The organism is Microcoleus sp. PH2017_05_CCC_O_A, from assembly GCF_020738785.1.
Classification (GTDB): domain Bacteria; phylum Cyanobacteriota; class Cyanobacteriia; order Cyanobacteriales; family Microcoleaceae; genus Microcoleus.
Window position 1 is genome coordinate 23,637 of record NZ_JAEQCB010000073.1, and the last position, 21,067, is coordinate 44,703.

General features: G+C 45.8%; 22 protein-coding genes. 15 read left to right on the forward strand and 7 right to left on the reverse strand.

Features of this window, described 5'->3' with window-relative positions:
- Window positions 1-474: 474 nt before the first annotated feature.
- On the forward strand, window positions 475-1,614 hold the full coding sequence (locus JGK20_RS17865; RefSeq protein WP_293191679.1) for a glycosyltransferase family 4 protein: 1,140 nt from the start codon (window positions 475-477) through the stop codon (window positions 1,612-1,614).
- A gap of 168 nt (window positions 1,615-1,782) precedes the next feature.
- Window positions 1,783-2,163 carry a hypothetical protein gene (locus JGK20_RS17870; protein WP_293212062.1) on the forward strand — a complete coding sequence of 127 codons (381 nt, stop codon included), beginning with the start codon at window positions 1,783-1,785 and terminating at the stop codon, window positions 2,161-2,163.
- 183 nt (window positions 2,164-2,346) lie between these two features.
- Here JGK20_RS17870 and JGK20_RS17875 read toward each other — a convergent pair whose 3' ends face one another.
- Window positions 2,347-2,595, reverse strand: a complete 249-nt coding sequence (locus JGK20_RS17875; RefSeq protein WP_293181897.1) for a chlororespiratory reduction protein 7 — start codon at window positions 2,593-2,595, stop codon at window positions 2,347-2,349.
- A 288-nt stretch (window positions 2,596-2,883) separates the two neighbouring features.
- Between JGK20_RS17875 and sir the strand changes: the two genes are divergently transcribed.
- The 9 genes from sir (at window position 2,884) to JGK20_RS17915 (ending at window position 9,870) form a co-directional block, all read left to right on the forward strand.
- Entirely contained in the window at window positions 2,884-4,875 is a 1,992-nt protein-coding gene (sir, locus tag JGK20_RS17880; protein WP_293212060.1) for a sulfite reductase, ferredoxin dependent, read from the forward strand.
- Window positions 4,876-5,325: 450 nt separating this feature from the next.
- Window positions 5,326-5,814, forward strand: a complete 489-nt coding sequence (locus tag JGK20_RS17885) for an RsmE family RNA methyltransferase (RefSeq protein ID WP_366039115.1) — start codon at window positions 5,326-5,328, stop codon at window positions 5,812-5,814.
- A gap of 104 nt (window positions 5,815-5,918) precedes the next feature.
- On the forward strand, window positions 5,919-6,059 hold the full coding sequence (locus JGK20_RS34590) for a 16S rRNA (uracil(1498)-N(3))-methyltransferase (RefSeq protein WP_366039118.1): 141 nt from the start codon (window positions 5,919-5,921) through the stop codon (window positions 6,057-6,059).
- A 59-nt stretch (window positions 6,060-6,118) separates the two neighbouring features.
- Window positions 6,119-6,349 carry a hypothetical protein gene (locus JGK20_RS17890; protein ID WP_293181902.1) on the forward strand — a complete coding sequence of 77 codons (231 nt, stop codon included), beginning with the start codon at window positions 6,119-6,121 and terminating at the stop codon, window positions 6,347-6,349.
- The gene (locus tag JGK20_RS17895; RefSeq protein WP_293191687.1) at window positions 6,339-6,725 is read left to right on the forward strand and encodes a type II toxin-antitoxin system PemK/MazF family toxin; all 387 of its coding nucleotides are present in this window, start codon (window positions 6,339-6,341) and stop codon (window positions 6,723-6,725) included. The genes JGK20_RS17890 and JGK20_RS17895 overlap by 11 nt, the downstream gene beginning before the upstream one ends.
- Window positions 6,726-6,842: 117 nt before the next feature.
- Window positions 6,843-7,199 (forward strand): lysozyme inhibitor LprI family protein, encoded by a 357-nt coding sequence (locus JGK20_RS17900; RefSeq protein WP_293181906.1) that lies wholly within the window; start codon window positions 6,843-6,845, stop codon window positions 7,197-7,199.
- Between the two features lie 3 nt (window positions 7,200-7,202).
- Window positions 7,203-7,643, forward strand: a complete 441-nt coding sequence (locus tag JGK20_RS17905) for a hypothetical protein (protein ID WP_293181908.1) — start codon at window positions 7,203-7,205, stop codon at window positions 7,641-7,643.
- 110 nt (window positions 7,644-7,753) lie between these two features.
- Entirely contained in the window at window positions 7,754-8,521 is a 768-nt protein-coding gene (locus JGK20_RS17910) for a PPC domain-containing protein (RefSeq protein ID WP_293231623.1), read from the forward strand.
- A 191-nt stretch (window positions 8,522-8,712) separates the two neighbouring features.
- Entirely contained in the window at window positions 8,713-9,870 is a 1,158-nt protein-coding gene (locus JGK20_RS17915; RefSeq protein ID WP_293181912.1) for a tetratricopeptide repeat protein, read from the forward strand.
- Window positions 9,871-9,974: 104 nt separating this feature from the next.
- Here JGK20_RS17915 and JGK20_RS17920 read toward each other — a convergent pair whose 3' ends face one another.
- Window positions 9,975-10,424: a hypothetical protein gene (locus tag JGK20_RS17920; protein WP_293181914.1), complete on the reverse strand. Its 450-nt coding sequence runs from the start codon at window positions 10,422-10,424 to the stop codon at window positions 9,975-9,977.
- A gap of 315 nt (window positions 10,425-10,739) precedes the next feature.
- Between JGK20_RS17920 and JGK20_RS17925 the strand changes: the two genes are divergently transcribed.
- Window positions 10,740-11,381, forward strand: a complete 642-nt coding sequence (locus JGK20_RS17925; RefSeq protein ID WP_293181916.1) for an alpha/beta fold hydrolase — start codon at window positions 10,740-10,742, stop codon at window positions 11,379-11,381.
- Here the strand turns inward: JGK20_RS17925 and JGK20_RS17930 are convergent.
- Window positions 11,365-11,820: a VOC family protein gene (locus tag JGK20_RS17930; protein WP_293191691.1), complete on the reverse strand. Its 456-nt coding sequence runs from the start codon at window positions 11,818-11,820 to the stop codon at window positions 11,365-11,367. The genes JGK20_RS17925 and JGK20_RS17930 overlap by 17 nt on opposite strands.
- Before the next feature lie 26 nt (window positions 11,821-11,846).
- Between JGK20_RS17930 and JGK20_RS17935 the strand changes: the two genes are divergently transcribed.
- The gene (locus tag JGK20_RS17935; RefSeq protein ID WP_293181920.1) at window positions 11,847-12,740 is read left to right on the forward strand and encodes a TIGR00297 family protein; all 894 of its coding nucleotides are present in this window, start codon (window positions 11,847-11,849) and stop codon (window positions 12,738-12,740) included.
- Between the two features lie 206 nt (window positions 12,741-12,946).
- On the opposite strand, the gene hetR is transcribed toward JGK20_RS17935, so the two are convergent.
- From hetR to JGK20_RS17955, 4 genes are all read right to left on the reverse strand, one after another.
- The gene (gene hetR / locus JGK20_RS17940) at window positions 12,947-13,852 is read right to left on the reverse strand and encodes a heterocyst differentiation master regulator HetR (protein ID WP_293181922.1); all 906 of its coding nucleotides are present in this window, start codon (window positions 13,850-13,852) and stop codon (window positions 12,947-12,949) included.
- Window positions 13,853-14,932: 1,080 nt separating this feature from the next.
- Window positions 14,933-15,151, reverse strand: coding sequence for a hypothetical protein (locus JGK20_RS17945; RefSeq protein ID WP_293181924.1), 219 nt, complete (start codon window positions 15,149-15,151; stop codon window positions 14,933-14,935).
- 679 nt (window positions 15,152-15,830) lie between these two features.
- Window positions 15,831-16,058, reverse strand: coding sequence for a hypothetical protein (locus JGK20_RS17950; RefSeq protein ID WP_293181926.1), 228 nt, complete (start codon window positions 16,056-16,058; stop codon window positions 15,831-15,833).
- Between the two features lie 95 nt (window positions 16,059-16,153).
- Window positions 16,154-18,037, reverse strand: a complete 1,884-nt coding sequence (locus tag JGK20_RS17955) for an FAD-dependent oxidoreductase (protein WP_293224789.1) — start codon at window positions 18,035-18,037, stop codon at window positions 16,154-16,156.
- 496 nt (window positions 18,038-18,533) lie between these two features.
- Here JGK20_RS17955 and cysC point away from each other — a divergent pair, with 496 nt between their 5' ends.
- Both cysC and JGK20_RS17965 read left to right on the forward strand, forming a co-directional pair.
- Window positions 18,534-19,058 carry an adenylyl-sulfate kinase gene (gene cysC / locus JGK20_RS17960; protein WP_293181930.1) on the forward strand — a complete coding sequence of 175 codons (525 nt, stop codon included), beginning with the start codon at window positions 18,534-18,536 and terminating at the stop codon, window positions 19,056-19,058.
- 37 nt (window positions 19,059-19,095) lie between these two features.
- Entirely contained in the window at window positions 19,096-20,901 is a 1,806-nt protein-coding gene (locus JGK20_RS17965) for an SLBB domain-containing protein (protein WP_293191696.1), read from the forward strand.
- The last annotated feature ends 166 nt before the right edge of the window (window positions 20,902-21,067 follow it).

Consider the following 21,067-nt stretch of genomic DNA (forward strand, 5'->3'; position numbering starts at 1 on the left):
GCGACAATGCGATCGGACATACAAGCTTTGGCAATCATTTAGCACCTCAAATATAATTTATTCTCATCGAAAAAACTGCGTTGGTGTCACCCATGATGGGTGACACCCCACAAAAGGATGCTATACTAACCACATTAGTAGATGCACCCTGATAATTTTCTCCCCTAACCAGCGATGTTTAGGGGCTTTTTGTTTTTTGGGCGACATGAAAGTTAGGGCCCAGATGAAAGTTAAGATAGGACGTACGGTTGAAACCGCACGCCAAACAAACGATGTCCGCCGGACGCCGACTAAAGAGAATAACGTAATTTCAATCGCTGTGTCTTTTATCTTCAACCCGCGGAGGCGGGTTTCGCTTGTATAGGCGCGGTTTCAACCGCCGTGTCTTTTATCTTCAACCCGCGGAGGCGGGTTTCGCTTGTATAGACGCGGTTTCAACCGCCGTGTCTTCTTATCTATCAAATCTAAATAAAAATGCGATCGACAAATCACCTATTCTGTTTCCTAGAAATATTTTCCAGCGAAGGCGGGATTCAATCCTACATTCAAGACATCCTGAAAGCTTATTTGTCACTAACCGCAGCCAACAACCTTCCGCCACAAGCAGAAATTTTGCTGTTGCGAGATGGGCCAGATTGTCACAATCCCTTCGAGTCCAAAAATCTCAAATTCTCTTACCTAAAAACTGATCCCGCTTGGCTTGGCCGTTTTAAGTTTGCCACCAAATTGCTAACCTGCTTGGTGCAAAAACGACCTCAACGGGTTTTCTGCGGTCACATCAAACTTGCACCGCTGATTCAAACATTATGCCAGCCGTTGGGAATTCCCTACACGATTTTAACTTACGGCAAGGAAGTTTGGGAAACACTTCCGCTAAAATATCAAATAGCAATGAGACAAGCCGATCGCATTTGGACGATTAGCAGGTACACGCGCGATCGCACTTGCGAACTCAACAACTTAAATCCCGAGAAATTCCAAATAGTGCCTTGTACTGTAGATGAAAAACTATTTACTATCGGCCCCAAACCGCTGCATTTATTAGAAAAGTACGATCTGACTGGTGCTAAAATATTGATGACTGTAGCCCGATTGCGATCGACTGATAGTTACAAAGGCGTCGATGTCACAATTCAAGCTTTGCCGGAAATTGCCAAAAGTTTTCCCAATGTGAAATACTTGGTTATTGGACGCGGGGACGATCGCCCTAGATTAGCAAAACTCGCCACCGATTTGGGAGTTGCCGAAAGAGTTATATTTGCGGGTTTTGTACCGACAGCAGATTTAGCAGCACATTATCAGTTAGCCGATGCTTATGTAATGCCCTCCCAGGAAGGCTTCGGTATAGTGTATTTGGAAGCTCTAGCTTGCGGAATACCAGTGCTCGCCGGGGACGCGGACGGATCTGCCGATCCGCTGCAAGATGGTAAACTGGGATGGCGAGTTCCTCACCGAGATCCGGCAGCAGTAGCGGTTGCTTGTGTGGAAATGCTGCGAGGAAAAGATAAAAAGTGCGATCGGCATTGGTTGAGGGAACAAACCCTCGCAGCGTTCAGTTTTCAATCCCTTTGTCAATCTCTAATTGGGATTTTTCAGATAGATCGCCCAGATTAATTTATGACGTAGAGGGCAGTTTCTCAATGTATAATAGGAAAATTAGCTCAAACACTATCTAAATTTATTAGTACAATTTGATTCCCGTACAGTAACTGTCAACTGTCAACTGTCAACTGTCAACTGATAGAGTTATGCCTACCTGAAAAGACACCAAAGGAGACCACCGTGAACCAAGGCACCCCCAAAATCTCTTTAAACCTACCCCGTATTAGCAATTGGCTGATATTGCTGGGCATCGCCTGCGTGTTGGTGTCAATTGGTTTGGGTTGGGTAGTTAAATCATTGTTGATTGTAGTAGGTTTGTTGCTGCTGACACCTGTGGTAGGATTTTTCGCGCTTCAGTGGTGGCTGAAACGCAATTTAATTGAAGACAAGTGTCCTGTTTGTCAGTACGAATTCACAGCTTTAAATCAAACTCAGTTTCAGTGTGCCAACTGCGGTGAACCTCTGAAAATAGAGGAAGGTCATTTTAGCCGTTTGACGCCGCCCGGTACGATCGATGTTACCGCCGTTGAAGTATCATCTGTTCAACAGTTAGAAGATTAATTGGGAATTGGGCATGGGGCATGGAGCATAGGGCATAGGGCATGAGTTAGTTGTTGGTTATTTTTGTTTGTTGTTACTTGTTACTTGTTATTTGTTATTTGTTACTTGTTGGTTGTAATAACCAATTCTTGATGCCCAATGCCCAATGCCCAATGCCCAATGCCCAATGCCCGATTCCCAAAATTATTTTTCCAATCGCACTGCATACCACTGCAAAAACTTTCCAGGCCCGACATCTAATTCACAATAAGTATCAATTAAATACTTAGCTTGAGCTTCCACCGAAGGAAATTTTACCACATCAGCCGGCAAATCTTCGTGTTCCTGGGATAAGACCGCTTTCAGCTTTTCTAATAGTTCCACCGCCGTCAAAAACTGCTCCGGCTGGTTTGTTTCTAATACCACAAAGGTGTCTTCGTCATACAGTGACATAGTTTTAAAGGTTGAGGTTAATTATTTCTAAAGTTTCCAGCAGTTAAGCTAGCCAAAGTATAAACTCTTAATTACAATTTCTGGGGCCCGGGCTCGAACGTGTTAAAATAGAACAACATCAGAATTCCTACCGGATTACCGTTATTAACTTAGTTCTTAACCGGGTTGTCAACAGATCCGCCACAGCATTTCTGAGGAAATTTGTCAAGTGCAAATTTGTCAACTGTCCAATTGTCAAGAAATATTCGATCGACCTTTATCTAATTATAACTGGCACTATACATTCCCATGATCACATCTACCAATTCAACCGCTGCGGCGCGCAAGCCCTCGAAATCAGAAGGTCTCAAAGAACGCAGCAACTATTTACGAGAACCCGTTGCGACTGAACTGTTACAAGAAACAACCCACTTCACCGAAGACGGGATTCAGATTCTCAAATTTCACGGCTCGTACCAGCAAGACAACCGCGACAATCGAGTTAAAGGACAAGAAAAAGACTATCAGTTCATGCTCCGCACCCGCAATCCCGGCGGGTTAGTTCCACCCCAGCTATTCTTGGCGTTAGACAAGCTATCAGAAGAATACGGCAACCACACGCTGCGCGTCACAACCCGCCAAGGTTTCCAAATTCACGGCGTGCTGAAAAAAAATCTTAAAGCAGTGTTTTCCTCAATTATTAAAAATATGGGGTCAACCTTGGGAGCTTGCGGCGACTTGAACCGCAACGTCATGGCACCGCCAGCACCTTACAAAAATCGCCCAGAATACCAGTATGCTTTGCAATACGCCAACAATGTCGCCGATTTGCTGACACCGCAAACCGGTGCTTATTACGAAATTTGGCTCGATGGCGAAAAGGCTATTTCCGCTGAGGAAGACCCCGCAGTTAAGGCCGCCAGACAGCAAAACGCGAACGGCACAATCTTTAGCGACGACAAGGAAGAGCCGATTTACGGCGAGCATTATATGCCGCGCAAGTTCAAGTGTTCTGTTACTGTACCGGGAGACAATTCAATAGACTTGTACTCTCAGGATTTGAGCTTGGTGGTAATTACCAATGAAGCTGGCGAGTTGCAAGGTTTTGACGTGTTTGCCGGCGGCGGTTTGGGGCGCACTCACAACAAAGAAGAAACTTTTGCTCGCGTTGCGGACGAGATTTGCTATGTTGCCAAGGATGATGTTTACAATTTGGTCAAGGCAATTGTAGCAACCCAAAGAGATTTTGGCGATCGCACAGACAGACGACACGCCCGACTCAAATACCTGATTAACGACAAAGGCGTCAAGTGGTTCCAAGAAAAAGTAGCCGAATATTTTGGCAAACCGCTAGAAGCGTTTAAACCTCTGCCTGAGTGGAAGTATTTTGATTTCTTGGGCTGGCACGAACAAGGCGACGGCAAACTGTTTGTCGGCATTTCCGTAGAAAACGGTCGGATTAAGGATGAAGGCTCGTTTCAGCTAAAAACGGCTTTGCGGGAAATCGTGCAGAAGTACAATTTGCCTCTGCTGGTGACACCGCACCAAAACGTGACGATTTACGATATTTCGCCGGATATCAAATCAGAAATTCAGGGAATACTCGATCGCCGCGGCATTCAAGCGGAAACTGCGATCGACCCCTTAGTACGTTATTCTATGGCTTGTCCGGCATTTCCCACGTGCGGGCTAGCGATTACCGAGTCCGAGCGCGCGATTCCCGGCATTTTAGAGCGGATTCGGGCGATTTTGACCAAAGTTGGCTTACCAGACGAGCATTTTGTAGTGCGGATGACTGGCTGCCCCAATGGATGCGCTCGCCCTTATATGGCAGAATTGGGATTTGTTGGGAGTTTCCCGGAATCTTACCAGATTTGGCTGGGCGGTTCTCCCTCACAAACCCGGCTGGCAAAACCCATTGAGGAAAAGCTGCACGTCAATGATTTTGAAGCTTTTTTCGAGCCAATTTTTGTTTATTTCAAGCAAAAACGGCAACAAAGCGAGAGTTTTGGCGATTTTTGCGATCGCGTTGGGTTAGAATCTATCCGTCAATTTGTAACCAATCACCAATCTGCTGACTCGATGACAACTGAGATTAATGATTTAGATGTTACGTCTAGTAACGGCGATGAAAACGAGACAGCCACTGCTGGCGGTGGTAAAGTCCGCCGTCGCATCAGCGTCCGCGATGAAATCTACAACGAGCTCAAGGAAGAAGCAGCCCGTCAGGGCAAGCCTATCACGCAGCTAGCTACAGAGGCAATTTCCACTTATTTGAAGAAGATTAAGGAGGAAGGATAAGCCGATTTTCGATTGTCAATTTTCGATCGCATCAGATAAAGTTCAGACCAAAGTAACATAAGGGCAGAGCATTTGCAGAAAAAACCTTGAATTTGTCAAATAATTCCGGTTGTAAATGCTTTGCCTTTATTGTTTCTGAACAGTTTTTTTTTAGATAAAAACGGCGATTGAAATCGCTTCTATACAAACAATGTCGGCCTCCGCCGACTAAGAAATAAGTCGGGTAAATAGTCTATAGCCCTTCTCAGATAGGTGAGGTATGTTGTTGGGCTTCAGCCCTCTTATGGTGATTATATAGTAAGCGAGATCGCATCAAAAACTCCAATTACAGTAATACCTCATCTTTCTGAGAAGTCCTATATCTCTTCTCTTCCTCTCTTCCTCTGTGTTCTCTGCGGCCTCTGCGGTTAAATAAAAAAATCTAATACAAAGCGAGCAATCCAAAATCTCATGGCTCAATTACAAAGATTAGCAGTTACCGCAGCCCAAATTAGTGCTAACAAAATCGACTTAACAAAAGAACAACAGCATTATTTAAATCGCGTGTTGCGGTTGCAAGCGGGCGATCGATTTATAGCAATGGACGGCTGCGGACATTGGTGGTCAGCAATTCTAGAAGTGCAGGAAACCGGGTTATTTGCCTCGATAACAGAGGAGATTGCGGTTAACAGGGAGCTTCCCGTCGCAGTAACTTTGATCGCCGCTTTGCCCAAGGGAAACGGCTTTGATGAGGTTGTCCGACAGGCCGCGGAGTTGGGAGTGGCAAGTATTGTACCCGTGACGAGCGATCGCACTTTGCTCAAACCAAGTACGCAAAAAGTCGATCGCTGGAGAAGAATTGCTGCGGAGGCGGCGGAACAGTCGGAACGTCAAATTGTGCCGACGGTTTATGAGCCTCTTTCCTTTGATTTGGCGGTACGGATGAATTATCGACTGTAATAGCTGGTTTAGAACCCCCCCAGCCCCCCTTCTTAACGGGGGAGGAAGAGCCGGAATCGATCGCGATTGCTATTGGCCCGGAGGGCGGCTGGACTGATGGAGAAGTGGAAAGGGCGATCGAATTTAGTTTTGAACCTGTTTCTTTGGGTAGGAGAATTTTGAGGGCGGTAACAGCACCGATGGTGGCTTTATCCTTGGTAGGAGCCGCTTTTGAAAAGCAGCCATCCCAAAAAATATTTTCCTGAAGTGCTAGATATGGTAAAGGAAGCTAAAATGTCAATGAGTCCTTAGGCATAAAACTAAAATGTTAAAATCAGTAAAGGGTATATATCGAGACGGCAAAGTTGTGTTATTGGAAACTCCGGGCGACTTAACCGAAGGGAAAGTTATCGTTACTTTTCTGGCAGAATCAGGATTAGTAGAGCTGCAATCTCTCGGTATCGATCGGCAACAAGCAGGAGATTTACGGGTAAGGTTGAGCAGGTTTGCAGAGGATTGGGAACGACCTGAAATGGATGCTTACGATGCTTTATAGGCGAGGTGATGTAGTGCTGGCTTTGTTTCCCAACGCTGATTTGCGGACTGCGAAACGCCGTCCAGTTTTGATAGTTCAAGCGGACAATCTGGGCACTGGTTTAGGACAAACTATTACAGCGATGATTACTAGCAATTTAGCCCGCGCAGGACACCCAAGCCGGGTTTTTGTTTCCCTAGCAACACCGGAGGGCCAGCAAACACGATTGTTAGCTGATTCCGTAATCATGACAGACAATCTGGTGACGCTTCTAGAAGTTGAAATCGATCGCAAAATTGGTATTTGGTCAAATATGCCGGCGGTAGATGCAGCTATCAAATATACTTTGGCAATCCCATCGACAGGGCGAACCGCCAAATATAAAAAAAAGTTTTAAATTTATTATATCAAATCTGTCTTGTGTTAAGAGAATTCGTAAAATAGGTGTTTAAGGGCAATGAAAAGAAATTTAAGGAAAAGCCGATCGCTCTTTTGGTCAATCGCGCTTTTGACAATGTTAGCTACAACATCAGTTTTCGCACAATCTGAGCACTCTGCGATCGCTCAACAGATTAATTGCGATCGCCCCCAAGGAGATGCACAAGTCAGATCTTGTATTAGGTTAAGGTACGAAGCCTCGGATAAACGGCTGAACGAGGTTTACAAGCAACTGGCTGCTAAATTGAGCAAGGAAGAGAAAGCCCTACTTGCGGAAGCTCAGTTAGGCTGGATCAAAGTGCGAGATAATAGCTGCGAATTTGAAGTGTATAGAAATCGCGGTGGTAGCGGGTTTCAAGGCTTTCTGAATGAGTGTTTGGAACGAGCTACTAAACAGCGCACAGCCGAATTAGAGAAATATTTACAGAGATAAACAATGATGAAAATGCGATCGCCCTTAAGCTTCACAATCAACTTACTAATTTTTAGTGTAGCTTCCCTCCCAATCTTAGCACAATCCACACCGACCATTCAAAGCATCCCCAATGGCGACTACTTTTACGGACAAACAAGCAAAACAAATCAGCCCGGTAAAGAGTACATATTCTTAAGGAAATCCAAGAAGACTGTCACAGGATTTGGCTACCAAAGAAATACAAGTTATCGTTACTGTTTTCGAGGTAATGTCAATAAAAACACTATGATCCATCCCACCGTGATTGAGTTCACGGACGGCCCCGCAGGACATAAACTTTATCAGATTAAATCTATAGATTTAAATAGTTTTCAGAGACTCAATGGTTCAGACACTCAGGTAAATGGCAGACAAAGGCTGACAGAATGTATCAAGTTATTCGAGAAAAATAAGAAAATTTAGAATCCAACAAAACCTCGATCGTAACAAAGATTAATTTTCCGACATCTGCGTTAACTTGCGTGCATCTACGGTTCAAAGAAAATCAAAAAACGGGAGTATAATTCATGAAAATGCGATCGCCCACAATCACCGCCATTATCTCAGCAGTCTTAGCCACCGCCAGCATCCCAGCAGTTTTCGCCCAGCGACAGCCATCAACCACCGAAATCAACATCGATAAAAATTGTCGCCCCAACCAACAACTACCGCAACTTGAAAGATACACTATCTTCTTCAGAAACGAATTCACAACTAACGGTCAAAAATATTGGTTCTACAGCGCCCGCTATCAAGATGGAGGCGTGGTTCTGTGTATATCAAAACCCAATTTTGACCAACCAAAACATTTAAATCAACCCAAAATACAAGCCAACTTTATTGATAAAATAGTCCGAGATACCAAAAACCAAACTGCCTTTATCGTCACAGTCAGAGAAGGAAATGGTCTTGATACACCCATGACAAATTATGGCCTAGATTTCAAAAATGTCGATCGACCAAAACTCACCTCCCTTTCCCTCCTACAGCAACGCGGAACCCTCAAAGACGGCGACCCCAGCCTTCCCAACGGCAGCTTCTACCGCGAACACAGCTTCCAAGGAAATGCAAATCAATCCATCACCATCGACCTCAAAAGCAGATCCTTCGAGCACTTCATCACCCTCATCGCACCCAGTGACAATAAAATTGTAGATATCAAAGCAGTTCGCGTCAACAAGAGAGAATCCCAAATAACCGTAAAATTGCCCAGTAACGGCACTTACAAAATAGTTGTTCAAGGACTCGATCGCACCAGCAAAGGTTCATACACCCTCAGCATTAATTCCAATCAACTTTAACAAACACCAGCCCAAATATTATATAGCACTTCTCAGGACACATCCGCGTTCATCCGCGGTTATAAAATCTAAATCTTATCCTTGCAAACAGCCGAAAATTACCCACAAACATCAAAGCAAAACTTGTTAATCACTGGCAAAACCAACCAAACATCAGCCAAGATAGAAACACACCCATTCCCCCAACCGCCATGACAGACATCCACGAAATAGCCACCGCCCTCGAAAGCCAAGACTACAAACAAGCCGCCCAACTCATCAAACAACTGCAAAAAGAATCCCCCGAAAATCCTTGGGTACAATACTACATCGGTCGTTACTACGAACTCACCAACAACCCCGACAAAGCCCAAACCACCTACAAACAAATACTCCGCGACATCACCAACCCCAAAATCGTTTCCCAGGCCCGCCAAGGCATTCAACGCATTGAAACGGCACAACAAAACCTCCGCCAACAAGCCATCGAAACTGCCAAAAACGACCCCAGCAGCCTAGAACCCGGACTCCTCATCCTCGAACCAGTGAGTCCCGAAGACAAACCCGCAGCCGTACAAAATATCAGCAGAATCTTCAAAATCGACGCCTACACAACCCGGATGCAAATCCAAAGTCGCGGCTGGAGACTCTACAAAACCGGCCCTATCGCCGAACTCAGAATTTACGGCCAAGAACTTCTCAACGCCGGAATTCCCGTATTTTGGGCAACCCTAGCCGACATTAAAAACATCCAAATTTTCCGAGTCCAACACTTCCAGTCTCTCTCTTCTCCAGCGGTTGTTTGTAAAGATAACCTAAATCGGCTCGGTGCTATAGAATTTAACTGGTCAGAAGTCAGCCAAAGAGTAGAAGGCTTATTACCAATGTTCATGGAAATCATGGACTACTCGCCCAACCGCAGAAACGAGCAATTTCGCCACAAAGAAATCACCCAAGATTACGCTCAAATCTGCGACTTGCACATTCCCAGCCGCAACTGCATTCTGCGAATTTGCGACCAAAGTTACGAATTTAAACAAGGCGTTGACTTCACTCAAAGTTCAGCAACTAGCGTAGCTTCACCGCAGTCAAAAAACAAAAAATCTAGTGTCAAAAAATCCCCACAAATACCTCAAAGTACCACCAGAATTAACTGGAATCATTTGCTAGAAATATTTGACCAACAGCTTGACGTTACAGTTTGGTCGGAATTTACTCCCTTTGCGGAGACAGTTCTCGATTACACGCATATGTTAAGCAAAATCGAATCTCATGTAGAGGTAGAGCGCAAATCCGAAACTCCTTGGGACTCGGCGTTCCAGCTATACAGCGGATTAGCCTTTCTCAGACACCCAGGAAATAGGGAATAAAAAAAGAGTTAAAAATTAAAAATGAGGAATCCCATTTTTAATTTTTCAACCCCAGCATTTGGAATTATCCAATCCCCAATTCCCTATTGCGAATTCTCCATTTCCTACTTGGTTTTCACCTGACGAGCCATTTCCCGGAAATTATTCATGCTTGGGCCTGGGGTGCGACGATTTGCAGTTGGTGTCGGCATTAAATTATTAGGAGCAAAAGTCAGAACAGGTTCAGCTTGACTCGACACTTTGCCGTTAGTTGCAGCAGCAGGTACCTTCGGCACTTCCGAAGTCTTAGCAGCAGCGCTAGCGACTGGTTCTTTTTCTTTCTTAGACTTTTTCTCTACCTTAGCTTTATTCGCCGGTTCAGACTTCTCAGACTTGACAGCCTCAACTTTTGCCGGTGCGGCTGCAACAGGCTCAGCCTTCGCAGGTGCAACCTTCGCAGGTTCTTTATCCGAAGATTCGCCCAAATCTAGGAAATATTCAGACTTTTTCAAGCCCAACAGTCCAGCGAAAAAGCCGAAAATACCGCCGAAGAAATTTTTGATAAAACCAAACATTAGACTTACTCCTTTTGTTTTTTTAGAGAAATTTGTACAAGTTTGTCAACAAAGTTAGATTACGAGCTAAGGCAACCTTTGTCTATATTTCTTAATCAAAATTTACATTTTTTGATTAAAAATGCAGAGCTTCTAGTAATTTTTACTCAGTAATGCCAGTTTTAACTTTGCACTTATTTACGATTATCTCAGAATTTATGACTGATTTGCTATTGGCCAGCGATACCTCAAGCCGATTCGCCATCTGTCCTACTCGGGGTCAAACTCCCTAGGGGAGTAATTTATGCTGTAATCGGCAAGCAATTTTCTTTTCAAATGAACAGTTCGCTCGATCGCAATCCCGTCATTCTCATCCACGGCATCTGGGACACAAAGACTATTTTTGACAAAATGTCCGCCCGCCTCACCCAACTTGGATGGTGTGTCCACAGCCTCAACCTCACCCCCAACGACGGCAGCCTCGGCCTCGACTCCCTAGCCAAGCAACTGGCAGACTACATTTCTGAGACGTTCGATCCAGAACAGGCGATCGACATAGTAGGCTACAGCATGGGAGGCATCGTCAGCCGCTACTACGTCCAGCGACTCGGAGGTATTAACCGAGTCCAGCGTTTCATAACCATATCTTCCCCCCACAAAGGAACCCTCACCGCCTATTCCCTGCGCCTACCAGGATACCTGGATATGCGCCCCGATAGTGGCTTGTTGCGCGATTTGAACCAAGATGCGACTATGCTCAAACGCATAAATTTTACATCAATGTGGACGCCATTTGATGTGATGATTTTACCGTCGCACAGCTCCCAAATGCCAGTAGGTAAAGAAGTTAAACTCAACGTTTTGCTGCACCGCCAAATGGTGACAGATTCTCAAAGTATTAACGCATTAGTTCGAGAACTAGAGGCTCCTATTGTACCCTCTAAATTTACCCAAACAATCTCTAGTAACAATCTCTGATTCCTAGTACATAATCTCCAACTTGAGCGTATTCGCTGCGACCGAAAATTGCTTCTGGATCGCAGTAATATTTAAATTCCAACAAATTTCCAAACGGATCTTCTAGAAAAAAGGTGCGGTGTTCTGTGGGCAAACCTGGAAACCGCCGTCTTGATTCTTGATAAAAATTCAACTGTTTTTGCCGCGCCATTTCTAACAGCGCTTCCCAGTCAGACTCCGAGGTAAAAACTAAGCCGAAGTGTCTGGGATAGATGCCGCGCTGGGGTGTTAGAGGTTCGTGGGTGACGTGGGCGACAATCTGATGGCCGCAGAGATTTAAAATGAGAGAACTGGGTGACTCCCGACCCAATTCGCAGCCGAGCCCGCTGACATAGAATGCTTTGGTTCGATCGATATCGGTTACGGGGAAGGCAAGATGAAATAAGACTTGACTGTTCATAACAATAAGAGACGCTACTAGAGGCTATGCAAAACTCAGAATTCTTTTTTAATTATTTGTCTTGGTCTAATCCTTGGCTGGTGGCGATCGCCCTGAATACATTTTTACTCGCGATCGCCACCCTTGCTCCCAAAAAATTGCTTACTCCGGCTGGACAACTCCACGGTTGGCTGCTGGGTGTTATCATCTGGGGCAGTTTGGGATGGCAAGGCTATGCTGTGGTCATGTTCTACTTTCTGGTCGGATCTGGAGTTACCCGCATTGGCAAAGCCCAAAAAGAAGCTGAAGGTATTGCCGAAAAGCGATCGGGCGCCCGAGGCCCGGAAAATGTCTGGGGTTCGGCTTTAACCGCTGCTATTTGTGCTGTGGCAGTTTTGGCATTATGTATTTTCCGAGACACAGGTTTAGGAGACACAGGCGGTATTTTAGGAGACACAGGCGGTATTTTAGGAGACACAGGCAAGATGCCTGTGCCACAAGATGCTATTTGGCCTGTGTCACAAGATGTGATTTCCTTGTTGTTGCTGGGCTATGCGGCGAGTTTCTGCACCAAACTTTCCGATACCTGCGCTAGCGAAATCGGCAAAGCTTACGGGAAGCATACGTTTTTGATTACTACCTTGCAGCCTGTACCTAGGGGTACGGAAGGGGCGGTAAGTTTGGAAGGAACGATCGCAGGTATTGTCGGATCGATCCTGATTGCTCTTGTGAGTTGGGCTGTGGGTGTAATTGACTTGACAGGAATTGTCTTTTGTGTTGTTGCAGCTTTTATTGCTACGAACATCGAGAGCGTGATTGGTGCGACGGTGCAATCAAAGTTTGAGTGGCTCACGAACGAGGTAGTGAATTTTTTCAATACACTCATCGGAGCGATCGCAGCGATCGTCCTAGCCTCCGCTTGGAGAACTTTTTTAGCCTAGTCCAGCTTGCACGAAATCTCACCCAAGAAACCGGGTTTTGCACGATTATTCAAGGCATTAACGCAATATTTTCGTATAAAACCCGGTTTCTGCGCCCAGAAATATGAGTTATTAATCGTTAGTCATTAGTTTCAAGGAATCAACCAATGACAACTGACAACTGACAACTGACAACTGACAACTGACAACTGACAACTGACAACTGACTAATCGTCGTCTTTTGGCCCAAAAACCATTTGTACAATCATCGTTGGTTCGCCCCGCTTGTGATAGCGATCGGCCCAATTACGAATAATTTCATCTAATTCCTCAACAGCCTGTTCTAGGCGTTCCGGCGGAACATCCAAAGTTTCCATAACTCGCATGACTTTCGGTTGTTTTTCCGCCCAATCCTTCATCAGTCGGAAATATCTAGCCGTATCCTCCACCATCGTAAACGTGCGCTCTTCCTGTTCTGCGGGAGAGTAAGTAGCGCGGGTGAGGGCATAAAAAGGCATTCCCCAAGGAGAGTCAATTCGAGTCACGGTTCCGGAATAGATCAAGCGGCGCTTGATGTGTTCTGCTAGAGCTTCGCTTAAAGGCATTCGCCTTTCTGCTGACATTTCTTCTTGCGATCGTCTATGTAGAAACTCGATCAACTCCATAAACTGAAAAGAATTGATCAATTGAGCATCAGGTGGATTGGGAGGAATCTTGCCTTCGAGATATTTTTTCTCATCCGCCGTCAAGCTGTTTCCCGGAATCCGAGGGCGTCCCGGAACCCAAGGATACTGTTCCAGCCAGACATAAGGAAACTGAATCAAATATCTAGGTTCTTGGGAACCCAACATTTTCAGCAATTTTCCCTTAGTCAGAGCTTCCCGGACTTCCTCGACGATGACTTTCACCCGTTTAGGCTCAATGTGATGCAAGTGTCCGGTCATCCGCAGGTTGTTTTCCTGCTCCATATAGGTCATATAAATGGCACACTTAGCTGCCGTTGCCGCCGCGTCTAAAAACGCTCCGTGCCTGTGTCCGCTGGTTCTCATGGCGCTAAACGCCAGATATAGCATGATCTGATCCATTGCACTGGGACTCAGGCTTTTGACCAGATCTAAAGAGTCATTTTTCATAAAAACACTAGGTAAGTGGGAAACTCAGAGTATGAAAGACCTGAGAGGAAAACGACCAGGCGATTTCAATCGCCTTGAATCTTTCCATTACCGCCTTGGGGTTGTTCGATCAGGTGTACTTTTGTAATGTACTTTCGATGGGACAATTACCACCTCAAACCTTACAACCCTGTACGCATAATGTTTGCTCCTGATGGAGCCTAAGAAAGCGGGGTAATGTTCGCTTGTCGGTCAATGTTATAAGAGCTTGTGAGGCTTGCAGCACTGACGAGAGTGACTTTAAGACTGTTTAACTACAAGCGACAGAGCGGAAAACTAGCGTCGCATTCAAGGAGTGTCCTGACTCAAATAACGTAGACCTCGAAAGTCTGAGGCCCGTCAGTACAGCTTGCTCGATTACTCTTACAAGCTCAGTGGCGTTGATTCCCTGAGTTACTGACAATCTCCGAAATAGTAAAACTTGGAGGCATCTTTTCATCCTCCATAAAAGAAATATTGCGAGACCGCCGAATCAAGCATAGCCGACAGTCGCCGGAAAGCTTGGCAGCTACCCTAAGATTCAGGCCGGTTAATTTTCCTGAGGTCACTCGGGCCTTAGCTTAAAGGCGATCGACACCGAATAAGTGGTTCTTATTGGCGAATTTAAGTCGAGAGCTGCACCCTCTGCACTCAGGGTGTAGCTATATATTAAGTTAGTTATCGCACGTCAATTATAGTGCAGCGGTTAAAAATTAAACCCCACCTGTGGGGGGAAAACGTAAAGAACTATTGCGATCGGAAGAATTTGAGGCGACTCAGAGAGGGGGAGAATGGGAAAAAGAGAAAGAGCATTTTCAATACAAAACCGCCACCTACGAGAATATATCTCTACGTAGATGGCAGCTCCAGTTTATATTGTGACATTTGTTACAAAAAAAATCTTCTAGGGAGTATCAATAAAAAGTGCAGTGGCCTGACGAACCTGACAAACTATAAATCCCAGAAAATGCGATCGATCGACACGGGCGACCTCCAAACCAGCCTCGAAACCAGAAACAAGTCAGTTGCGGAACTAGCTTTCTGGCAATGCGATCAAAATTATTATAGTGCCTGAGTGTCAGTGTTGACCTGCATCAAATCATACCGTCCGGTGCCTCTGCGGGGAGCGCGATCTCCTCTTTGTTGAGTTTGCGCTGATAACATATATTGAGCGGTAGAAGTTTTTAGCTGTGGGACTGGGGATTCTATGCTTAGAGCGGCGGTAGCACTCAAGCTAAGGCCCAACAGGCTGAGTAAAGCAATTGCAGTGTAGGTGTGCATGGGTAGTATCCGTGTCAGTGTCTAGTTACAGATACGGACTTTTCCCTTGCTAATCAGGATTGATTTCCTTGAATTTGCCAGACTACCCAAAAAAACATGATGGGAGAATTATTTGATTTTAGTCCTGGACGCAGGGGCGAGCAGAAACCGGGTTTCGACTCCGCTTAACCAGCAGTTTTTTACGAAAATCTTGCGTTGTACTCCACAGATGAGGTAAAAAAACCGATTTCTTTGGTCTTAATACGTAAGTCCTCAATTTTTTAAATTGTCTCACCCAAAATAAATTTTAGTTACCTGAATTGACAGGTAAAAAGTCTGGGAGCATCTCAGTTTTGATGTTTTGATTTTATAGTGCGAGCGTCCCCGCTCGCGATCTATAATCGCGAGCGGGGACGCTCGCACTGTAAAGAAATTGCTTTTTTGCATTCATTGAGATGCTCCCAAAAGTCTCTCCAGCCTGGAACATACAAAACCGCCAAATATTGAAAGAGTAAATCCCTCAATAGATGGCGGTTGCAGCTCGATCTGCTATTATTTTTAACACGCAAAAATATCCTAATGACTGTCAACAAGAAGTGCAGTTGCCAAACGAACGTGACCAACTAGAATCCCAGAAAATCAGATCGACACGGGCGGCAGAAACCCACTCATTTGCAGAACTTTCTTTCGTCCTATGCCATTAAGCTAGTATGTAATGTGTGTAAAGATCGTGCTGAGCAAACTCTCTGCGTCCGCTGCCTCTTTCTGGAGAACGATCGCCTTTTTGTGATTGAGTGGACGCCAAGAACATATAATCAGCAGTGGCAATTACGAGCAGTTCCACTAGGCGTTCAAAATATCGAGCGGCGCTGGCACTCAAGGTAATGCCCAACAGGCTCAGTAAAGCAATTGCAGTGTAGGTGTGCATGGGTAGTTTCCGTGTCAGTGTCTATAACCTGATACAGACTTCCCCCCATCCATCAGGATAAATTTCTGGCAATTTTCGGAACTTTGCAAAAAACCTCACCTCTTCGATGTTACTGCACCCGCTAGGAGCCAAGCACCAGCAAAATTCAGCCTGCCCCATACCGTCAGAGGCTTTTCGGTTTCGCAACTCTGTAGAAATCTGTCGGTTTCCCAGTCCAAAGTCACGAGTTGCCAAGTTCGATCGGCTAAGGATGGGGGACTTGTCAGCGTCAGTGTCCAGTCTTGTGCGCCCAGACGGCGGAAAATGCCCGAAAATTGACTCTCGGTATTTGCTGTTTTACTACGCGGATTTACGTAGAAACCGGGTTCAACTTTCAAAGTTATGGGTTCTAATACAGAAATTTCGTTGAGAAACCCGGTTTCTCGATCGCTTTTGACTGACACAGGACATTCGCCGCTGGCGGGATATGCTTGAGGTCGATCGAGATAATAGCGCTGCCAATGTAGCCAGTCCGATCGATCTCGTGTCAAATTAAATAAAGGAACAACCGCCGCCCTCGCCTCGGAATCTTGCAGCAAAGCTTCTTGCAAAACTCTGACAGGCAAATCGCGCGGCTGACATCCAACTTCCGCACACAAAGCCGCCGCCATCCCCGCCGCCTGTCCGATATTCATCACCAAAGGCTGCAAGCGAGTTGCACCGTTGGCGATGTGAGACACGGAAATATTTTTTTCGCAAACTAGCAATCCGTCTGTAGTCGCAGGAATTAGCGCACTGTAGGGAATTGTGAAGGGAGTGCCAGTCCAGCGGCCGCCCCAGCGGATGGATTTGGGCTGCAAGGGAATGTCGCCGCTGGTGTAATGATGGTCGTTGGCATAGTTGCCGATCGCAATTGTATCGCAAATTCCCTCAGAATCGATCGGCAATTTCGCGACTCTACCCCCGACAACCGGCAAAATATCTTGTTCTTTGACTGTACTTATCCCTCGCAAACGGCGGCTTTCTCGGTAGTAGGGGTGCAAGGCGAAGGAAGACAGTAGGGAAGAATTTGATTGATTTTCGATATTGGAAATGGGGAAAATATTTTGTGCTAAACCGTAGCGGGGGCCGAGTTGGGTTTGAATGAAGCGGGCGAAACTTTGGCTGTGCCAGAGACTTTCTTGGAGGAATTGTTGTCGGGATGCTTGAGATTCAATTAGTCGATCGACCTTTTCACCATAATCATTACCACAAATCGGCCAATTAATCATCAACAATCCCCCAGGAAGTCGGCCGTAATTGAGAAATTGTTCGGGAGTGTAATCTTTCCAAGCATCGAAAAATCGATCGGGATTGTCAACAGGTGGCGCGGGAATTTCTGGCGCCACCGCGCCCTCGCCAAAATCCTGCATGATGGCCACCCAAGTTGGAGCTTGCACCGAATAGCGTTCTGTGAGATCGTTAGAGGCGATCGGCGCGCTAGGTTCTCCCCACTCAGCTTGGAATTCCCAACCCCAGCAGTGTCCAACATCCGCTAAAGCCAGCAAATCTCCCAATTCCGTTGCATCCAAAGTGATTTTGGCAGAAACCGTAAAATCTGCAAATCTCACCCCAGAAATTCTGTTGTCTTCAAAAATCACATCTTGAGCTGTTTGTCCAGAAATCCACTGCAAGTTCGGCAAACACTTAACCCAATCAGCAAAAATTTCAGCACCGATGCGGGGATCGTAAGTAAAAAAACTGACCCAGCCCCAATCCAAACCTCCCGGTTGTCGCTGCTGGAGTTCCCGGAGAAACGCGCCCCACAAACCAGTCTGAAATGCTGCTAATTCGTTGCCGTCGGGAGCACAAACGCCGGCCGAAGTCAGCATTCCTCCCAGCCAGGGGAATTCGCTGACTAAAATAGTTTTGGCACCTCGGCGGGCTGCTTGGACTGCTGCTGAAGTGCCGCCGGTGCCGCCACCAACTACTAAAACATCTGCTTTTAAGACGGGAAACATAGGCAATAGGATTGGAGATTGGAGATTTGGGATTGTTCAAGGCTTATGTAGGCGAGCCGTGCCGTGAATATACGGATATATGTTAAACACTTGTGATAATTACCAGCAATTCGTGCCGTGAATATACGGATATATTTTAAACACTTGTGATAATATCAAATGTTGAGTACCGTTAATCTACGGATATATGCTCGATATTTATAATAATTTTAAGTGTTCAATGCCGTAAATATACTGTTAGATCTTCGAGGTTTGCGATCGATCGCGACTTTGATTTGAATTTGTTAAGTCTTTATAAAGAATATATCGTAAATTATGTGACTGTCGCGCATTTGTGTGGTGAGATGACCGCAGAACTCGCAAATTTTGAGTTCTCATTTTTCGCAGGTAAATCTTATCAAGATGACACCGCAAACCACGATAAGATAGAAAAGGGAGAATAGATATAGAAAATTTTACATTCTATAATTTCCCAGTTACTTATTAATGGTTGAAAATGGAAAAAGGTTTTATTTTGTGGTTTACCGGACTCAGCGGTTCTGGCAAGACAACTATCAGCAAAGCTCTCGAACCAGAATTGAAGACCCGAGGCTGCAAAGTTGAAATATTGGATGGAGATGTCGTTCGCACCAACTTGTCAAAAGGCTTGGGATTTAGCAAAGAAGACCGAGATACTAATATTCGGCGGATTGGATTTGTCGCAAACCTACTCAGCCGCAATGGAGTTGTGGCAATCACGGCAGCTATTAGCCCCTACAGAGCTATTCGCGACGAAATTAGAGCAATGGAGCCAAATTTTGTTGAGGTGTATGTCAAAGCGGCATTAGAAGTGTGCGAAGTTCGAGATGTCAAAGGGCTGTACGCTAAGGTCAGAGCAGGAGAGATTAAGGGTTTTACGGGCATTGACGATGCTTATGAAGCACCCCTCAATCCCGAGATTGTTTGTTGCACAGACGAGGAAAGTTTGGAAGATAGTGTCAAAAAAGTTCTGAGCAAGTTGGAACAGTTGGGTTACATTTAATGTTGGCGGGGTAGGAAGAGGATAGGGGCAAAAAGCGATGGTGGTGAACAGTTCTTCGCGCGGCGCGCAACTTGAGAAAAAACCTCACCCTGCGGTTGTCTTGGCAAAAAGGAAAAGGGGAGATTTTCTCCCTTATCTTTGCAGGAAAGGGTCTGAGGGAGAGGTTTTCAGCACAATCTGCAAACAGGTTTATGGCGTAAGTAATGCAGTCAAAAATTTAATTTTCCAAAGTTTAACTGTGTCAGTGCTGGCGGCGACTGTGGGTTCATCTGTCGCGGTGGCCCAGTTTTTGCCTCCTCCTCCTCCTTCTCCTCCTTCTCCTCCTCCTTCCCCTTCTTATCCTCCTCCTTCCCCTTCTTATCCTCTTCCTCCTCCTCCTGCTTCGGGTTCGGGTTCTCCGATTCGCGTACCGGTACCGGCAGCGCCGGGATTTCCGTCAGTTCCGGCCAGTGCACCTTCGAGTGTACGATCGGAAGTTTACACTTTGGGCGCGGGCGATCGCATTCAAATGGACATTTTCAACGTCCCAGAATACAGCGGCCCCAACGGTCAACACCAAGTACAGGCTGACGGTTCCCTGAGTTTGCCCTTAATTGGCAGCCTGGGAGTGGCCGGAATGACCTTAGAACAAGCTTCTAATGCTGTCAAGGAGCGATACGGCAAATATCTCAAACGTCCTTGGATTACGCTGAAACTGCTGGCTGCGCGTCCTTTACAAATTGCGATCGCAGGCGAAATCAACCGCCCCGGAGCCTATACAATATCTTCAGCAGCAGGCCCTGGAGGCACCTCAGAGCAAATAGGCACTCAAATGCCCACAATATCGCGGGCGCTGCGACTCGCGGGCGGAATTACCCAGTCAGCAGACGTGCGGCAAATCAAAATCCGCCGCCCCCAGCGCAACGCAGCGGAACAAATTATCAGTGTGGATTTGTGGGAATTATTGCAAAACGGCGATTTGCGCGCCGATATGACTTTGCGCGACGGCGACACAATATTTATTCCCACTGTAACTAGCCTCAACCGCCAAGAAGCACCGACTTTAGCAGTAGCTAACATTACCGGGCAAAGCACTCAACCAATTAATATTGCTGTAGTGGGCGAAGTAACTCGACCCGGTACTTATACTCTGGCAAAAGAGCTTCAAAGTAGGTTACAAGAGAATGAATCGGGTGCAGATTCTGGTTTGTTTGCTGCTAAGGAAACTCCCGGTGGAGGGGAAAATGTTTTGCAGCAAACTGTAACTAGGGCTATTAAAATGGCGGGCGGCATTACGCCGGTAGCTGATATCAGACAAATACAAGTTCGCCGCCTGACGCGGGCGGGCACCGAACAAATTATTAATGTGAATTTGTGGCAACTTTTGGAAGCAGGAGATGTATCCCAAGATTTAACACTGCAACAGGGAGATACGGTAATCGTGCCCAAAGCCGAAAATCTCAATGCACTCGAAGGCACACAAGTTGCTAATTCTAATTTTTCACCGGATTCGATTAAGGTTAGTCTGGTGGGAGAAATCGTCAAACCGGGGTCTTTTGCATTGCAGCCCAACACTACTTTAAATCAAGCGCTGGTAGCAGCGGGAGGTTTTAATAAATCGCGGGCAGAAATGGATTCGGTGGATTTAATTCGCCTCAATCCTAATGGCACTGTTTCGCGACTAAGTGTTAAGGTGAATTTTTCTGCAACCGCCAATGAGGAAAGTAATCCCAAACTGCAAAATAATGATGTAATTATGGTAAGGCGATCGGGTCGCGCTGCGTTCTCGGATAATGTAGGTGGCACTCTCGCTCCTTTCAGTCCACTGTTGGGAATTTTCCGGTTGTTCAATATTTTTCGATGATTTCAATAGACTAGCCCTAAGACCAATTTTTTATGAGGCTGCATAGAATTCCGATCCCCCCTAACCCCCCTTGATAAGGGGGGGACAAGATTCTTCTCAAAGTCCCCCTTAATAAGGGGGATTTAGGGGGATCGGAATATGTGCAACTTCACATTAAATTGGTATA

Excerpts from the sequence above, each read along its gene's own strand:
- JGK20_RS17890 (WP_293181902.1), top strand. The coding sequence starts at position 6,119 with ATGTTAAAATCAGTAAAGGGTATATATCGAGACGGCAAAGTTGTGTTA.
- sir (WP_293212060.1), top strand. The coding sequence starts at position 2,884 with ATGATCACATCTACCAATTCAACCGCTGCGGCGCGCAAGCCCTCGAAA.
- JGK20_RS17955 (WP_293224789.1), bottom strand. The coding sequence starts at position 18,037 with ATGTTTCCCGTCTTAAAAGCAGATGTTTTAGTAGTTGGTGGCGGCACC.
- JGK20_RS17885 (WP_366039115.1), top strand. The coding sequence starts at position 5,326 with ATGGCTCAATTACAAAGATTAGCAGTTACCGCAGCCCAAATTAGTGCT.
- JGK20_RS17950 (WP_293181926.1), bottom strand. The coding sequence starts at position 16,058 with ATGCACACCTACACTGCAATTGCTTTACTGAGCCTGTTGGGCATTACC.
- JGK20_RS17875 (WP_293181897.1), bottom strand. The coding sequence starts at position 2,595 with ATGTCACTGTATGACGAAGACACCTTTGTGGTATTAGAAACAAACCAG.
- hetR (WP_293181922.1), bottom strand. The coding sequence starts at position 13,852 with ATGAAAAATGACTCTTTAGATCTGGTCAAAAGCCTGAGTCCCAGTGCA.
- JGK20_RS17905 (WP_293181908.1), top strand. The coding sequence starts at position 7,203 with ATGATGAAAATGCGATCGCCCTTAAGCTTCACAATCAACTTACTAATT.
- JGK20_RS17895 (WP_293191687.1), top strand. The coding sequence starts at position 6,339 with ATGCTTTATAGGCGAGGTGATGTAGTGCTGGCTTTGTTTCCCAACGCT.
- JGK20_RS17915 (WP_293181912.1), top strand. The coding sequence starts at position 8,713 with ATGACAGACATCCACGAAATAGCCACCGCCCTCGAAAGCCAAGACTAC.
- JGK20_RS17900 (WP_293181906.1), top strand. The coding sequence starts at position 6,843 with ATGTTAGCTACAACATCAGTTTTCGCACAATCTGAGCACTCTGCGATC.
- JGK20_RS17930 (WP_293191691.1), bottom strand. The coding sequence starts at position 11,820 with ATGAACAGTCAAGTCTTATTTCATCTTGCCTTCCCCGTAACCGATATC.
- cysC (WP_293181930.1), top strand. The coding sequence starts at position 18,534 with ATGGAAAAAGGTTTTATTTTGTGGTTTACCGGACTCAGCGGTTCTGGC.
- JGK20_RS17910 (WP_293231623.1), top strand. The coding sequence starts at position 7,754 with ATGCGATCGCCCACAATCACCGCCATTATCTCAGCAGTCTTAGCCACC.
- JGK20_RS17865 (WP_293191679.1), top strand. The coding sequence starts at position 475 with ATGCGATCGACAAATCACCTATTCTGTTTCCTAGAAATATTTTCCAGC.
- JGK20_RS17925 (WP_293181916.1), top strand. The coding sequence starts at position 10,740 with ATGAACAGTTCGCTCGATCGCAATCCCGTCATTCTCATCCACGGCATC.
- JGK20_RS17935 (WP_293181920.1), top strand. The coding sequence starts at position 11,847 with ATGCAAAACTCAGAATTCTTTTTTAATTATTTGTCTTGGTCTAATCCT.
- JGK20_RS17965 (WP_293191696.1), top strand. The coding sequence starts at position 19,096 with ATGGTGGTGAACAGTTCTTCGCGCGGCGCGCAACTTGAGAAAAAACCT.
- JGK20_RS17945 (WP_293181924.1), bottom strand. The coding sequence starts at position 15,151 with ATGCACACCTACACTGCAATTGCTTTACTCAGCCTGTTGGGCCTTAGC.
- JGK20_RS17920 (WP_293181914.1), bottom strand. The coding sequence starts at position 10,424 with ATGTTTGGTTTTATCAAAAATTTCTTCGGCGGTATTTTCGGCTTTTTC.